The 13,780-nt window shown below is 68.0% G+C and carries 15 protein-coding genes; 9 read left to right on the top strand and 6 right to left on the bottom strand.

Features of this window, described 5'->3' with window-relative positions; all coding sequences use genetic code 11:
• The first annotated feature begins 98 nt into the window (after positions 1-98).
• The 3 genes from DFO65_RS06655 (at position 99) to DFO65_RS06665 (ending at position 2,763) form a co-directional block, all read left to right on the top strand.
• Positions 99-1,001, top strand: coding sequence for a DNA topoisomerase IB (locus DFO65_RS06655; protein WP_181778652.1), 903 nt, complete (start codon positions 99-101; stop codon positions 999-1,001).
• A 267-nt stretch (positions 1,002-1,268) separates the two neighbouring features.
• Positions 1,269-1,592 carry a hypothetical protein gene (locus DFO65_RS06660; protein ID WP_113903654.1) on the top strand — a complete coding sequence of 108 codons (324 nt, stop codon included), beginning with the start codon at positions 1,269-1,271 and terminating at the stop codon, positions 1,590-1,592.
• A gap of 100 nt (positions 1,593-1,692) precedes the next feature.
• Positions 1,693-2,763 carry a hypothetical protein gene (locus DFO65_RS06665; RefSeq protein ID WP_113903655.1) on the top strand — a complete coding sequence of 357 codons (1,071 nt, stop codon included), beginning with the start codon at positions 1,693-1,695 and terminating at the stop codon, positions 2,761-2,763.
• 66 nt (positions 2,764-2,829) lie between these two features.
• Here the strand turns inward: DFO65_RS06665 and fdhD are convergent, their stop codons facing one another.
• A complete protein-coding gene (gene fdhD, locus DFO65_RS06670; protein WP_113903656.1) occupies positions 2,830-3,720 on the bottom strand; it encodes a formate dehydrogenase accessory sulfurtransferase FdhD in 891 nt (296 codons plus the stop codon).
• Between the two features lie 5 nt (positions 3,721-3,725).
• A complete protein-coding gene (locus DFO65_RS06675) occupies positions 3,726-4,325 on the bottom strand; it encodes a MogA/MoaB family molybdenum cofactor biosynthesis protein (protein ID WP_342766911.1) in 600 nt (199 codons plus the stop codon).
• A 243-nt stretch (positions 4,326-4,568) separates the two neighbouring features.
• Between DFO65_RS06675 and DFO65_RS06680 the strand changes: the two genes are divergently transcribed.
• Positions 4,569-4,847: a hypothetical protein gene (locus DFO65_RS06680; RefSeq protein ID WP_113903657.1), complete on the top strand. Its 279-nt coding sequence runs from the start codon at positions 4,569-4,571 to the stop codon at positions 4,845-4,847.
• A 206-nt stretch (positions 4,848-5,053) separates the two neighbouring features.
• On the top strand, positions 5,054-5,533 hold the full coding sequence (locus DFO65_RS06685) for a DoxX family protein (protein WP_245940513.1): 480 nt from the start codon (positions 5,054-5,056) through the stop codon (positions 5,531-5,533).
• A gap of 119 nt (positions 5,534-5,652) precedes the next feature.
• Here the strand turns inward: DFO65_RS06685 and DFO65_RS06690 are convergent, their stop codons facing one another.
• Positions 5,653-6,744, bottom strand: coding sequence for a GmrSD restriction endonuclease domain-containing protein (locus DFO65_RS06690; RefSeq protein ID WP_113903659.1), 1,092 nt, complete (start codon positions 6,742-6,744; stop codon positions 5,653-5,655).
• 231 nt (positions 6,745-6,975) lie between these two features.
• Between DFO65_RS06690 and DFO65_RS06695 the strand changes: the two genes are divergently transcribed.
• Positions 6,976-7,656, top strand: a complete 681-nt coding sequence (locus tag DFO65_RS06695) for a hypothetical protein (RefSeq protein WP_113903660.1) — start codon at positions 6,976-6,978, stop codon at positions 7,654-7,656.
• Positions 7,657-7,684: 28 nt separating this feature from the next.
• On the opposite strand, the gene DFO65_RS06700 is transcribed toward DFO65_RS06695, so the two are convergent.
• Positions 7,685-8,566: a LysR family transcriptional regulator gene (locus tag DFO65_RS06700; protein ID WP_113903661.1), complete on the bottom strand. Its 882-nt coding sequence runs from the start codon at positions 8,564-8,566 to the stop codon at positions 7,685-7,687.
• Between the two features lie 78 nt (positions 8,567-8,644).
• Here DFO65_RS06700 and DFO65_RS06705 point away from each other — a divergent pair, with 78 nt between their 5' ends.
• A complete protein-coding gene (locus DFO65_RS06705; protein ID WP_113903662.1) occupies positions 8,645-9,559 on the top strand; it encodes an EamA family transporter in 915 nt (304 codons plus the stop codon).
• Between the two features lie 467 nt (positions 9,560-10,026).
• Here the strand turns inward: DFO65_RS06705 and DFO65_RS06715 are convergent, their stop codons facing one another.
• Positions 10,027-10,350: a prevent-host-death protein gene (locus tag DFO65_RS06715; protein ID WP_342766912.1), complete on the bottom strand. Its 324-nt coding sequence runs from the start codon at positions 10,348-10,350 to the stop codon at positions 10,027-10,029.
• A gap of 266 nt (positions 10,351-10,616) precedes the next feature.
• On the opposite strand from DFO65_RS06715, the gene DFO65_RS06720 reads away from it, so the two are divergent.
• Both DFO65_RS06720 and DFO65_RS06725 read left to right on the top strand, forming a co-directional pair.
• Positions 10,617-11,621 (top strand): aldo/keto reductase family protein, encoded by a 1,005-nt coding sequence (locus DFO65_RS06720; RefSeq protein WP_113903665.1) that lies wholly within the window; start codon positions 10,617-10,619, stop codon positions 11,619-11,621.
• Positions 11,622-11,787: 166 nt separating this feature from the next.
• Positions 11,788-13,218, top strand: coding sequence for an MDR family MFS transporter (locus DFO65_RS06725; RefSeq protein ID WP_113903666.1), 1,431 nt, complete (start codon positions 11,788-11,790; stop codon positions 13,216-13,218).
• Between the two features lie 57 nt (positions 13,219-13,275).
• Here the strand turns inward: DFO65_RS06725 and DFO65_RS06730 are convergent, their stop codons facing one another.
• A complete protein-coding gene (locus tag DFO65_RS06730) occupies positions 13,276-13,764 on the bottom strand; it encodes an SRPBCC domain-containing protein (protein WP_113903667.1) in 489 nt (162 codons plus the stop codon).
• Positions 13,765-13,780 lie beyond the last annotated feature (16 nt).

A 13,780-nucleotide genomic window follows, 5' to 3' on the forward strand; every position in this document is an offset into this window, starting at 1 on the left:
GTCCAGTCCCCTTGTGCGCCGACGATTCCCGCCGAGAATGGGTATCGTCGGCCCGGATGGGTCGATGCACCGCCGGGACCAGGGAGGAGAGGTGGCACGTGGGGCGAATCGTCCACGTCGATCCCGCGACGGACGGGATCCGGAGGAAGGGCGCCGGAAAGGGCTTCTACTATCTGCGCGCCGACGGGACGAAGGTGACCCCCGGTGAGGACCTCGAGCGGATCCGATCCCTGGCCATCCCGCCGGCCTGGCGCGAGGTGTGGATCTGTCCCCGACCCGACGGTCACATCCAGGCCACCGGGGTCGACGGCGCGGGCCGTCGGCAGTACATCTACCACCCGGACTGGGTGGCCGAGAGGCAGGCCGAGAAGTTCGACCGCTCCCTGTCCCTCGGGTGGGCCCTGCCGAACGCCCGCCGGAAGGTCACTCTCGACCTCCGTTCGCGCGGCACGACGGCGCGCCGGGCCCAGGCCATGGCGTTCCGGATCCTCGACTCGACGGGCATGCGGATCGGCAGCCGGGAGTACGCGCGCACCAACGGCACCTACGGCGTCTCGACCCTCGAGGTCCACCACGCGAGGGTCCACGGCAGCGCCCTGTCCCTGCAGTTCACAGGAAAGGGAGGACAGGAATGGACCGTGAGCCTCGAGGACAGCGACCTCGCCAAGGCCCTGCGCCCGATGCTCGGCCGCGCTCCCGCGGAGCAGCTGCTGGGTGCCCGCGACGACCACGGAACGTGGAGGAACCTCGGCGCCGAGGCGATCAACGACTACATCCGCACGGTGACCGGGGACGACTTCACGGCCAAGGACCTGCGCACGCTCATCAAGGAGGCCGTCGACGTGACGGCGCAGTTCCTCGCCGACACCCCGAAGGTCACCCAGGACTCCTACATCGATCCCAGGCTCTTCGACGCCTTCCTCGACGGAGAGGCCCCGCCGAGGTTCCCCGTCACCGAGAGCGCGGTGCGCGAACTCCTCGATTCCCGGGCGAACCTGTGAGAAGCGCAGGTGAGACGGGTCGCCCCGGCGCCGAGGCGGGGGCGAGGGGAGTTCGCGGACGCGAATCTCTCGATTCGGTCACAAGTGCCCTTTTTGTCCGCGGGCTCGTCTACACTGACGAGGTAACCACCCGCCTGCCAGTCACGCTGTGGTTTCACTCGGCTCTCGCACCGTTCGCCGTACGTGGACTGGCCAGGGCCTCGACCTCCTTGTCGGGGTCGGGAGTGGCAACCTCATACAGTGCTGCACGAGTCTTCCAGGAGCCTCATGTACACCATGCTCGACAACAGGGGCGCGTCGAAGTTCGACCTCTACCTGCCCGGCAAGCTGGTCGCCTCCCTTCACTACAAGGTCGAGAAGGACCGGGTGCTGTTCCACTATCTCGAGGCGATCGAGCCGGAGGATGCCGATCAGCACTGTGCCGAGCTCGTCTCGCTGGCGATGAAGGATGTGGCCAATCGGCGTCTTCCCGTCGTGACGACCTGCCCGATCGCCGCGAGGTACCTGCCGCCGCCGGAGGAGACCGCCGCCTCGGTGGTCGTCGTCGAGAAGCCGCAGGCGAGGGATCCGCGCAGCCTCGACCCCAACTGACCGGGACGCCGCCGAGGCGGCTCAGGTTCTCTCTCCGACGGCTCACACACATGCTCGAATGCGCATCTGCCCACGTCCGCCATCATGGAAGGGAGAGACGGTGAACGATCCTCGCCCCCAGCTCGAGATCCTCCTCATCACCGACCCCGGATTCCCCAGCCGTCGCCTCGGCGGCATCCTCGACAGTCTCGATGAGCGCCTCAACAACGATCTCGAGCCCGACGTCCACCTCACCACCCGGGTCGAGACGATCCTCATGACCCCGCATTACGAGATCGACCACAACAGCATCGAAGCCGCCGTCGACGAATACGACCACGTCGACATCATCCTCGTCCTCGTCGAGGCCCCGCGGCACGTCAACCGCCGCCCCCTCGTCGCGGAGGTCTTCGCGGACCGCCGCGTCGCCGTCGTCTGCGCCACCGCGGTGGGCGCGATCCGTCCCAACGTCCGCATCCTCGACACCCTGATGAGCTGCATCGAGAGGATGCGACCGCATTTCCTCCGCCGCGACATCCGGCAGCCCACGCTCAGCTTCTGCCGCTGGTCGAAGAACGACGAGTCGGGCGCACAGATGCTCTCCTCATCCCGCGCCGCGGGCAACGTCAGACTCCTCATGGGCATGGTCGCCGCCAACGATCCCTGGCGCACGATGCCCAAGCTCTCGGGCGTGCTCGCCGGTGCCGCCGCGGCGGGCGCCTTCGGCATCTTCTACTCGTCGATCTGGCAGCTGGCCAGCTACCTCTCGACGCCGCGCCTGCTCTCGATCGGGCTGATGACGATGGTCGGCATGGTGCTCTGGCTCATCGCCTCCCATCGCCTCTGGGACGTCCCCCCGAACGAGAGCCGGGCCTCGATCGTCCTGCTCTACAACTTCTCGACGATCCTCACCCTGTTCGCCTGCACCCTCGGCCTCTACATCTTCCTCGTCGTCTTCATCTTCCTCGGCAGCCTCGTCGTCATCGACTCCGAGTACCTGGGGCTCACGCTCGACGTCGACGTCTCGATCACGAACTACCTCGACATCGCCTGGCTCAGCGCCGCCCTCGGGGTGGCGGCGGGCGCCCTGGGCTCGAACTTCGACTCGGACGTGGACGTCAAACGACTCACCCACGGTCAGCGTCTGCGCCAGCGCATCGCGACCGACTCGGGTCAGGGCTCCACCGACTGAGGATCGACGAGGCGCGGGGCGGTGGTTCGTGATCCCCGGCGTGCGGCCGCGCAGGCCTGCGGGAGCTCAGACGATGCGCTCGGGGTAGGAGTAGGCGTTGAAGCGGCCCTTGCGATTGAAGCCGATCACGCTCACCCCCACGTTCCTGCCGTGATCGACCGCGAGCGCCGAGGGTGCGCTCACTGCCGAGAGCAGGGGGATCCCCGCCATCGCCGATTTCTGCACGAGCTCGAACGAGGCCCGCGCGGACGCCTGGATGACCGTCCGGCTCAGCGGAAGGCTCCGGTTCGCCATCGCCCAGCCGATGACCTTGTCGACGGCATTGTGGCGGCCGACGTCCTCTCGGGTGACGAGCAGCTCGGGTTCGGCGTCGGGTTCGTCGCCGACGGCGAACAGCGCCGCGGCGTGGACTCCGCCGGTCCTGTCGAAGACGCTTTGGCCCTCGCGGAGGCGATCGGGGAGCTCGGCGACCCGGGCGGCGGTGATGAGGGGCGGGAACCGATACCCACCGTCCTCGTCCACCGCGCCGAGGTGGCAGGAGGCGGGGATGAGCGGATAGGCCGACGTCTTGGTGACCGCGTCGAGGGCCGCGGTGCCGCAGATGCCGCACGACGACGAGGTGTAGACCGAGCGGGCGGGTGCGCTGTCCGCGTCCCAGGTGCCGCGGCGCAGCCGGACGAGGGCGACGTTGTAGTTGCGGGAGCCGTCGGGGGCGAGGCCGGCGGAGAAGTCGATCTCCTCGATCTCGTCCATGCCGGTGACGATGCCCTCGGAGAGGAGGTAGCCGGCGATGAGCTCGACGTCGTTGCCCGGGGTGCGCATCGTCACGGAGAACTGCTCGCCGTCGAGGCGGATCTCCAGGGGCTCCTCCCCCGCCAGGGAATCGGGACCGGCAGAGATCTCGCCGGTGGCATCGAAGCGGTGGACGCGGGCGCGGACCGCGCGGCGCTGCTGCATGGCGATCAGACCCTCGGGCCGTGGTCGGTCGTGTCCTCGATCGAGGTCTGGATGTGCTCGAGTAGCTCGTCGATGACGGCGATCCCATCCCTGACCCCGCCCTTCGATCCGGGGAAGTTGACGACGAAGGTGCGGCCGCGCACTCCCGCGACGCCCCGGCTCATCACCGCCGAGGCGGTCGACTCGAGCCCCTTGCGCCACATCGCGTAGACGAGGCCGGGAGACTGGCGCTCGAGCAGCTCGGCGGTGAATTCCGGGGTCCGGTCGTCCGGGGCGAGCCCCGTCCCGCCGCTGGTGACGACGATCCGCGGGCGGCGGTCCTCGGGGGTGTCGATGAGCAGGGAGCGCAGCGCCTGGCCCACGGGTTCGCCGTCGCGGACGACGATCGCGTCGGGGCAGTCGTAGCCGCGCGAGCGCAGCCAGTCGACGAGGATCGGCCCCGTCGTGTCGGCGGCCTCTCCCCTCGCCGCCGAGGTGGACGCGATGATGACCGCGGCCCCGCGCCCCGTGCCGAGGCGGCCGTCCGCCGACGCGGGCACACCCTGCGCCTGCGGCGAGCTCGCCGCAGGGGACGACGCTGTCTGCGCATGTGCTCGATCAGTCACCGCGTTCTCACTGGTCACCATGTTCATCTTCCGTCCATCCCGCCCTGGCGTTCCTCCGCCATTGTTCCACGCACCCCGAGCAGTGTTCCAGGGTTCGGTCGCGCCGGTGCCCCTCACCGACCTCGGCGCCTTCGCACTGTCCGACAGCGCCCCCTGCCGGCCGGTGGTAGCGTGGAAACGTGACCGGCGGCACTGCCGCGATCACGGCTTGACCTGATCACACGACGAGAAGGGACATGACCGATGACATCACAGAGCACGACGACCACCGACCACGACGAGATCCGCAGCTGGGTCGAGACCCACGACGGCAAGCCCGCCAGCGTGCGGTCGACCGAATCGGGAGGCGATCCCGGCGTCCTGCGCATCGACTTCCCCGGAGGCTCCGGCGAGGACGACCTCGAGCACATCAGCTGGGACGACTGGTTCCAGAAGTTCGACGACGAGAACCTCGCCTTCCTCTACCAGGAGCAGAAGTCGGACGGCAGCGACAGCACGTTCTTCAAGCTCGTCAGCCGCTGAGTCTCTGCCGGCCCGAACGGCGGCCCGATCCCCGGGCACGCCAGCTCCCGGGCCGCATGGCACCTCCGGCTCGGTCCCCCGACTGCGGCGCGGTCGACTCTCCCGCACCGCAGTCGGGGGACTTCGCGCGTCAGGGGCTGTCAGGGAACCACCATGTTCAGCACGTACCGTTCAGTTGCAATTTCAACTACTCAATGGAGGTAGGCGTGTACGCCACCACTGGACTCCCGATCGTCGTCCGCGATATCGCCACCCTCGTGGCCAGGGTCGGCCTGGGCATCATCTTCATCGCCCACGGATGGCAGAAGTTCGGCGAATGGACGGTCGCGGGAACGGCGCAGTCGTTCCATCAGATGGGCGTGCCGGCGTCCGACATCGCCGCCCCGTTCTCCACCTACGTCGAGCTCATCGGCGGCGCGCTGCTCATCCTCGGTGCGCTCACTCCCCTCGTCGGCGCCCTGCTCGCGGTGAACATGATCGGCGCGATGATCCTCGTCCACCTCGATTCCGGGGTGTTCGTCGACCAGGGAGGCTGGGAGCTCGTCGCGGCACTGGCCGCCGGAGCCCTGCTGCTGGCGGCGGCCGGCCCGGGCCGCCTCAGCCTCGATCAGCTGATCTTCCGGGGCCGGAAGAAGGGGTCGCGGAAGCGCTCTCGCTCGACGTCACGAGCCGCCGCCGACGCCTGAGCACCGATCGAGGTCATTCCGGTCCGACTTCCCTCAGTGATCCCGGACCGGATTGACCTCGATTCCGTCGGGTGCCCGCGAACGAGACGGCCTCGACAGGGTCCGGTCGCCGAGGCCGGTCACCGCTCGCAGGCGATCCCGTCGCCGTCCCGGTCGAGGTGCTCGCCGTAGCCGGGGTCGCCTCGGCGAACAGGAGCGGCACCGGCCGACCGGGCGGCGGCGCAGTTGTCGAACCGAGCCGGGTCCCCGGAACCCCCCGCTCCTTCCCCGCTGCTCAAACGCCCACTGCCCGGGGCCGGCCAGTCAACGTCCTCGGCGAAGGACGGCTGCTCGGGGCAGGTGTCGAGCACTCTCTCCATCGCCGCCTTCTCGGCCGCGACCACCCACAGTTCGTACTTGTACTTGACAGCGATCTGCCGCGCGACGTACTCGCAGCGAAAGCCCTTGTTCGGCGGCAGCCAGGTCGCGGCGTCACCGTCGCCCTTCTGCCGATTGAGCGTGGAGCTCACGGCGAGCAGATTGAGCGGGTCGTTGCCGAACCCGCGCAGTGTCTCCTCGTCGAACGCGAAGGCTCCCGTCTGCCAGGCGTCGGAGCGGGCGACGACATGGTCGATGTCGACGGTGTGCGGACTGCGGTCGAAGGCATGGGTCTCGCCGGCGTAGGGATCGTCGAGCTCACCGGCGGTGACGACGCACCCGTCGTCCTTGAGGGTGATCGCGGCGAGGTCACGGCGGAGCACGTCGTTGCGGGTGTCGCAGCCGTTGTGGTCGACGTCCGAGCGCCACTTGAACAGGTCCGGATCGTAGCCGGTCTTCGGGGCGCGCCCCTTGACCTCGATCTCGGCGAGCATGGCACGAGCCGATCCGGTCGCGCCTGCGGCTCCGCCTCCGGAGCCCGTCGCATCCGGCTCCTCGGTCGAGCCGGGAGACCCGCTCCCGGCGGCCTGCCCCTCGGCGGCAGTGTGGCCGCTCGAGGTGCTCGGGGCGTCGCTCTGCTCCGCGGAGGTCGAGGCGGCGGCGTCGAGGACCGCGCAACCGGACAGGGACACCAGCAGTGCGGTCGTCGCGGCGGCGAGCGCGAATCCGCTCGATCCCGCCGAACGGGTGCGGGGTGGCCGCGCCGGCTGCGAGCGGGGTGGCCGCACCGGGCCGGGCGGCGATGCGCCCGCTCGCGGTGCGGTGCTGCGGGATGAAGGGGAAGTCTCACGCATGTGATCCGAGCTTAGTCGTCGGGGGCCCCTGGAACCACCGGCCGACGTGCTCCCCCTGTGCCTCGGCGACGTCCATCGCCTCGGCACTTGCCGGGGAGGCCCCGGCGTCGCTGAGCTCACGGATGCGGTTCCGGAATCAGCGGCTCTTCCCGGGCGCGATCTTCCTCGGCACCTCCTTGCGGGCGGGGAATAGGATGACAGTGGACCACCTCGGCGAGAGGACTTTCGACGATGCGACACGACGATCAGCGACCGCAGTTGGACGGCTTCGCCGCCGAGGCGCCGGTGCCCGGCCGATGGACCCCGGTGCTCGCGCAGATGCGCGCGAACCCCCTGAGCCGCGTCGGCATCGAGGAGATCCGCGCCGAAGCCGCCCACATCATCGTCGTCGCCCCGTCCCCGGAGGTCGTCGACGCCTGCTTCGGCGAACTCCTGGCAGCACTCGGGCAGGGCGGCGTCGTCGAGGTCCTCTCGGTCGATGAGCTCGACGCCGAGGCGATCTCGGACGTCCCGGCGGGGACGTGGGTCTTCCTCCCCCACCGCCATGACGGGTGGACGGAGCTCGAGGCCGCCTCGGCGAGGCTGCGAGCGCTGCTGGTCGCAGAGAGCACGGCGCGAGGACAGGACGCGAAGCTCACGCTCATCGAGTACGGGGCGAACCTGTGGCTGTGGGCGGAGCCGCCGGAGTCGGGCGGGGACCCCGTCTGCCACGCGGGCGAGCTGATCAGCTGGGAGAGCGCATGGGCGCTGAGCGCCGAACCACCGAGCGACGGCGATCGGGATCGGGTTCCCACCGGCTCGACGACCAGCGGTGAACGGGAGCCGGACTCCCGCGCCGCCGCCGTCTCGACCCGGCCGCCGATCTACTTCGGCCTCCCCGCGATCCTGCGGGAGCGCCGCCGCAACTCCTGAGACCGGCAGGTTCGGCGGGTGCTGGGATTCAGCTCGCGACGAGGTGGGCGTCGAGGATCTCGAGGAACGCGAGCGTCGCGGGGCTCGGGTTGAAGTCGCTCCACGCGAGGTACTCGATCCTCGATGGCCCGTCGGTCAGTGCGACCGTCACCAATCGACGGTCGGTCGGGACGATGGCTGGGGCCAGGAGTGCGACTCCGAGGCCCTCGTCGACGAGGTCGAGCATGAGGTCGATGCCCTCCGTCTCGAAGGCCACCCGCCTGGTCACCCCCGCGGCGGTGAATGCCAGATCCGACTGGGCGCGGCCGGCACCGCCGGTGGGGAAGTCGATGAAGGTCTCGTCCGCGAGGTCGGCCAGGCGAAGGCGGCGGCGAGAGGCGAGACGATGCTCGGCGGGGAGGACGGCGACGAGGCGCTCGCGGGCGAGCACCCGGGTCGCCACCCGCTCGGGGACGCTGGACTCGGGCAGCCCGAGCACGGCGAGGTCGAGCTCCCCCTCGCGGATCGAGGAGATGAACGCACCGCTGCCTCCTCCGCGCAGTCGGATGCCCACCGCCGGGTGGGCGCGGTGGAAGGCGGCGATGACCCGGGCGAGGTCGACCGCGGTGACCGTCGGAATCGTTCCGATCGTCAGGCTTCCACGGATCTCCCCAGACGCTACGGCCGCCTCGGCGACGGCGCGCTCAGCGGCATCGAGTGTGGCGCGGGCGGCCGGGACGAAGGCCGCACCCGCCTCCGTGAGCTCGACCCGACGACTGGTGCGGGCGAACAGTCTCACTCCCAGTTCGCGCTCGAGCGACTGGATCTGGTGACTGAGCGCGGACTGCACGACGTGACAGCGCGCCGCGGCCCGAGTGAAGTTCCGCTCCTCGGCGACGGCGAGGACATACCTCAGCTGCTGCAGCTCCATAGATCTATCATGTATCACGATCGCTGAGATGAGAAACATGTGTTGGACTCATCGATCGTGCACCTCGATGCTTGAACCATGACCACCACCCCCGCTCCTGTCCCCGTTCCGACCTCCTCCGGATCCCGCCTCGGCGCAACCGCGGCCACGGCCTTGGCACCTGCAGTGTGGGGAACGACGTATATTGTCACCACGGCGATGCTCCCCGCCGATCATCCGATGTTCGCCGCGCTCATGCGAGCCCTTCCCGCGGGTCTCATCGCGCTGCTCATCGCTCGTCGTCTGCCGACGGGCGGGTGGTGGTGGAAAGCGTTCGTCCTCGGCACCCTGAACATAGGACTGTTCTTCCCGCTGCTCTTCGCCACCGCCGAGCGGCTGCCCGGCGGGGTTGCGGCCACGCTGGGGGCCACTCAGCCGATCCTCGTCGCGTTCCTCGCCGTACTGGTCCTCGGCGAACGACTGTCCAGGTGGCGCCTGGGCTGGGGTGTGGTCGGCGTCATCGGCGTCGGGATGGTGGTGCTCGGCCCCGGAGCCGGCTTCGATCCCCTCGGCATCCTCGCCGGGATCGCCGGTGCGGCATCGATGGGCACCGGGGTCGTCCTCACAAAGCGCTGGGGACGACCCGCCGGTCTCAGTGCGATCGGGTTCGCCGGATGGCAGCTGGCGGCCGGCGGTCTCGTCCTCCTGGTGCCTACTCTGCTCATCGAGGGAGTGCCCACCGTCGACGGCACGGCGGTCGCCGGCTACCTGTGGCTGGGAATCATCGGCGGGCTGCTCGCCTACACACTATGGTTCCGCGGCCTCGGGCGGCTGCCGGTCACCGCCACGGCGCTGCTCGGCCTGCTCTCACCGCTGGTCGCCGCGGTCCTCGGTGTCGTCTTCGCTGGCGAAAGTCTCAACCTCGTCCAGGTGCTCGGCTTCGGCCTCGCCCTGGCCGCTCTCGCCTGCGGGCAGCTGAACCCGCAGAACTCGTCGGGACGCGTGAGAGTATGAACAGTCATCTAAAAGAGATTGCCGGGCGGGCCGCCCACACTTGTTGTCGAGCGAGACGGTCGCACATAATCATCCGGCAGCCGCTCAAGTGGTCAGTTGAGCTGCTTTGAGCTCAACGAATCTCACTTCGTCTCATTCGGGTGATGGGTGTGGACGTTCTCCAAGTAGACCACTCCATCGTCAACGAAGAACCAGATCCGAGCATCACCCTTGAGCGTCGGCTTATGCTGCCAACGCTCATGGTCTTGCCCATTCCGCGAAACATGTGACAGCTCTCCCCTGAGCGGGTAGTTGGTTGGTGTGATCTCGAGAGGACTCCTCGTCAGAAAATCCCACGATTCAGCGAGTGAATTGCGGATAGTGGCATGCAGATCCCGCCAGCCCTTTCTTGCCTGGCTCGAGGCAAAGCGGAGCTCGTATTCCGACTTCTTGATCGGTCGCTCGACTTTGCTATGTCGACCCACCAGTCAAGGCCGTTCGACATTCTCAGGCTCGTCGAGCCACTGAACACGACCGTCGCCCAGTCCGGCGGCGATGGCGATTGCTGTCTCCCGCCATGAAGTGATCTCGGCAATAGCGAGGTGGGCCTGATGAGTCGAGAACGAAGCCCTCGCCGCATTGAGGATGTCGCGGGCGCAGGTCTCCTGGTCGCCCTCGCTCAGGGCCAGCATCCATGGGAAACGATCCGCCATGCACTCAGTGAGGCTTCCAGCTGCTCGGGTCGATGAGGCAATCAGTTGCGCCGCCAACTCCAGCAGATTGTTGCGATCCGAATTTTCCGACTCAGTCATCAACACCAGGGACTCACCGTCACGGCGCGTAACCCGAACAGGCTGCTCCGCGGCAGCAGCGAAAACCTCGGCCGAGGATCTACTCAGATCCGAAGATTGGAAAGTCACTGTTGCATCAGGGGGACACATGCCTCCACCCTACTTCAGAACATATTCTGAATTCAATAGCTCCAACCTTTGAGTGGTCTGATAATGAGGTGAGGACTCATCGACATCCGCCTATTTGCCCCTCCATCACCTCGGCGAAGTGTGGGTAGGGTGGTGGCATGGAGCACAGATACCTCGGAAACAGCGGACTGAAGATCTCGGAGATCACCTACGGGAACTGGCTCACGCACGGTTCGCAGGTGGAGAACGACATCGCGACGACGTGCGTGCACGCCGCCCTCGACGCCGGCATCTCCACCTTCGACACCGCCGACGTCTACGCGAACACGGTCGCCGAACAGGTCCTCGGCGACGCTCTCAAGGGCGAGCGCCGGGAGTCCCTGGAGATCTTCACGAAGGTCTACTTCCCCACCGGCCCCAAGGGTCACAATGACACCGGGCTCTCGCGCAAGCACATCATGGAGTCGATCAACGGCTCCCTGCGCCGCCTCGGCACCGATCACGTCGACCTCTACCAGGCCCACCGCTACGACTACGAGACTCCGCTCGAGGAGACCATGCAGGCCTTCGCCGATGTGGTCCGGGCGGGCAAGGCCCTCTACATCGGCGTCAGCGAATGGCGCGCCGAGGAGATCCGCGCCGCCCACACCCTGGCGCAGGACCTGGGGATCCAGCTGATCTCGAACCAGCCGCAGTACAACATGCTCTGGCGCGTCATCGACGCCGAGGTCGTGCCCACCTGCCAGGAGCTGGGCCTGTCGCAGATCGTGTGGTCGCCCATCGCCCAGGGGGTGCTCACCGGCAAGTACAGGCCGGGACAGCCGCTGCCCGAAGGCAGCCGGGCCACCGACGCCAAGGGCGGGGCCGACATGATCGCCCGCTACCTCGACGACGAGACCCTGACCGCGGTCGCGAAGCTCGAGCCGATCGCCGCCGACCTCGGCCTGACGATGGCCCAGCTGGCGATCGCGTGGGTGCTCGCCAATGACAACGTCGCCGCCGCCCTCGTCGGCGCCTCCCGGCCGGAGCAGGTCGAGTCGAATGCGGCAGCCTCAGGGGTCAGGCTCGACGCCGAGGTGCTCGCCCGCATCGATGAGGCGCTCGGTGACCTCCCGGTGACGGACCCGGCCGAGACCAAGTCGCCGGAGACGCGCATCGTGTGACGAACGACGCGGGGACCGCTCAGAGGTCGTGAGTTCCTTGACCCCGGCGGTAGCCTGTCGGAGGCAGTCGTGACCTCTCCTGCCCGTCGCCGAGGCGCAGCCATCACCTCGGCGACGGGAGGAAGCCGCGACTGCACGGACGACGAGACGGCGAGAGGGGATTGACGTGGGACACGACGAACGCGATCAGGAGAACGGCGCCGAGGGAGCTCCGATCAACCGGAACGTCGTCCTCGCGGTCCTCGTCTCCGGCGCCTTCGTCATCATCCTCAACCAGACCCTGCTCAACACGGCGCTGCCCGTGTTCATGGACTACTTCTCGATCACGGCCGGCGCCGCTCAGTGGGTGACGACGAGCTTCATGCTCGTCAACGGGATCATGATCCCGGTCACCGCGTTCCTCATCCAGAAGTTCACGACCCGCGGGCTGTTCTTCACCGCGATGGGACTGTTCATCCTCGGCACCGTCATCTGCGCCATCGCGCCGGTCTATCCGGTCATGCTCATCGGCCGCGTCATCCAGGCCTCGAGCGGCGGCATCATCATGCCGCTCATGCAGACGATCCTCTTCGCGATCTTCCCCGTCGACAAGCGCGGCTCGGCGATGGGCACGTTCGGTCTCGTCATCGCCTTCGCCCCGGCCATCGGCCCGACCCTCTCGGGCTGGATCGTCGACCACTTCCCCTGGCAGGTCCTGTTCTACATGATGCTGCCGATCGCGATCATCGACCTGATCATCGCGTGGTTCATGCTGAGGAACGTCACCGAGCGCACCTTCCCCAAGCTCGACGTCGCCTCGATCATCCTGTCGACGCTCGGCTTCGGCGGCCTGCTCCTCGGCTTCGGAACCGCCGGGGATGCGGGTTGGCTCAGCGCCGAGGTGCTCATCTCCCTGGTCGTGGGCGTCGTCGCCCTGGTCGTCTTCATCCGCCGGCAGCTGCGGCTCGACCAGCCGATCCTCGAGTTCCGCATCCTGCGCTACCGCATGTTCACCCTCAACACGGTCCTCGGCATGCTCGTCTTCATCGTCATGGTCGGCGGCATGATGATCCTGCCGCTCTACATGCAGAACATGCACGACTACACCGCGATGGAGTCCGGTCTGGCGCTGCTGCCCGGGGCCGTGGTGATGGGACTGATGTCGCCGGTCACCGGTCGCCTCTTCGACGCGATCGGAGCGAAGTGGCTCGCGATCCCCGGCTTCGTCCTGCTCACCGTGACCACGTTCCTGTTCGCCCGGCTGACCCCGGACACATCGTTCGCCTACCTGGCGATCGTCAACACGGTCAGGATGGTCGGCGTGGCGATGGTGATGATGCCGGTGACCACCGCGGCGCTCAACCAGCTGCCGGCCCGACTCGTCCCGCACGGGACCGCGCTCAACAACACGCTGCGTCAGATCGCCGCCTCGGTGGGCACGGCGGTCCTCGTCACCATCATGGCCTCGGCCTCCCGCGACCCTCGGGTGTACGGCATCGACGGTCTCGTCCACGGCGCCAATGTCGCGTTCTTCGTCGCCGCGACCGTCGGGATCTTCGGCATCGTCGGTGCGTTCTTCATCAAGCACTCCCACGGCCTCGACCCCGAGAGGAAGTAGGCCCGAGCCGGGACCGTCAGCCCGGAGCCATGCTGCTCTCGTGCAGGAGAGCGCACCTCACTTGTAGAAGCCCTCGCGGAGGTTGATCCCGTGCTCGAGCCAGGCCTTCATGGCCGCGAGCATTCCGGTCCAGCCCATGCAGTTGCCGAAGGCGCCTTCCGCACCCTTGGCCGTGGGCTTCCACGACTTCTCGGTGATCGTCACGAGCGTCCTGGCCCCATCGTCGACGGACTCGAAGGTGAAGGTCGTCTCGGTCTGCGGTGCAGTGGCGGACTCGTCGCCGTCCCACCGGACGACGATCTTCTCATCGGGCACCACCTCGGCGACCTCGACGGGGAAGCGGCCGGGGAAGTCCGCGAAGTCCCAGGTCACCTCGGCGCCGGGCTCCAGCCGACCCCGCGCTCCTCCGGTGGTGAAGTACTGCGAGAGCTGCTCGGGATCGGCGACGGCCTCGAACGTCTCGTGCGGGGTCTTCGCGATGTACCCGGTGACGGTGAAGGACAGTTCTTCCAGTGGCGCAGCGTCTGCGCGATTCTCAGCGTTCATGTGATATTTTTATCAC

The sequence above is a fragment of the Brevibacterium sanguinis genome (assembly GCF_003315415.1).
GTDB classification, from domain to species: Bacteria; Actinomycetota; Actinomycetes; order Actinomycetales; family Brevibacteriaceae; genus Brevibacterium; species Brevibacterium celere_A.

Coding starts and splice junctions, on each gene's coding strand:
- DFO65_RS06705 (WP_113903662.1), top strand. CDS start 8,645: ATGACCACCACCCCCGCTCCTGTCCCCGTTCCGACCTCCTCCGGATCC.
- DFO65_RS06730 (WP_113903667.1), bottom strand. CDS start 13,764: ATGAACGCTGAGAATCGCGCAGACGCTGCGCCACTGGAAGAACTGTCC.
- DFO65_RS06660 (WP_113903654.1), top strand. CDS start 1,269: ATGTACACCATGCTCGACAACAGGGGCGCGTCGAAGTTCGACCTCTAC.
- DFO65_RS06680 (WP_113903657.1), top strand. CDS start 4,569: ATGACATCACAGAGCACGACGACCACCGACCACGACGAGATCCGCAGC.
- DFO65_RS06690 (WP_113903659.1), bottom strand. CDS start 6,744: ATGCGTGAGACTTCCCCTTCATCCCGCAGCACCGCACCGCGAGCGGGC.
- fdhD (WP_113903656.1), bottom strand. CDS start 3,720: ATGCAGCAGCGCCGCGCGGTCCGCGCCCGCGTCCACCGCTTCGATGCC.
- DFO65_RS06700 (WP_113903661.1), bottom strand. CDS start 8,566: ATGGAGCTGCAGCAGCTGAGGTATGTCCTCGCCGTCGCCGAGGAGCGG.
- DFO65_RS06695 (WP_113903660.1), top strand. CDS start 6,976: ATGCGACACGACGATCAGCGACCGCAGTTGGACGGCTTCGCCGCCGAG.
- DFO65_RS06720 (WP_113903665.1), top strand. CDS start 10,617: ATGGAGCACAGATACCTCGGAAACAGCGGACTGAAGATCTCGGAGATC.
- DFO65_RS06715 (WP_342766912.1), bottom strand. CDS start 10,350: ATGACTGAGTCGGAAAATTCGGATCGCAACAATCTGCTGGAGTTGGCG.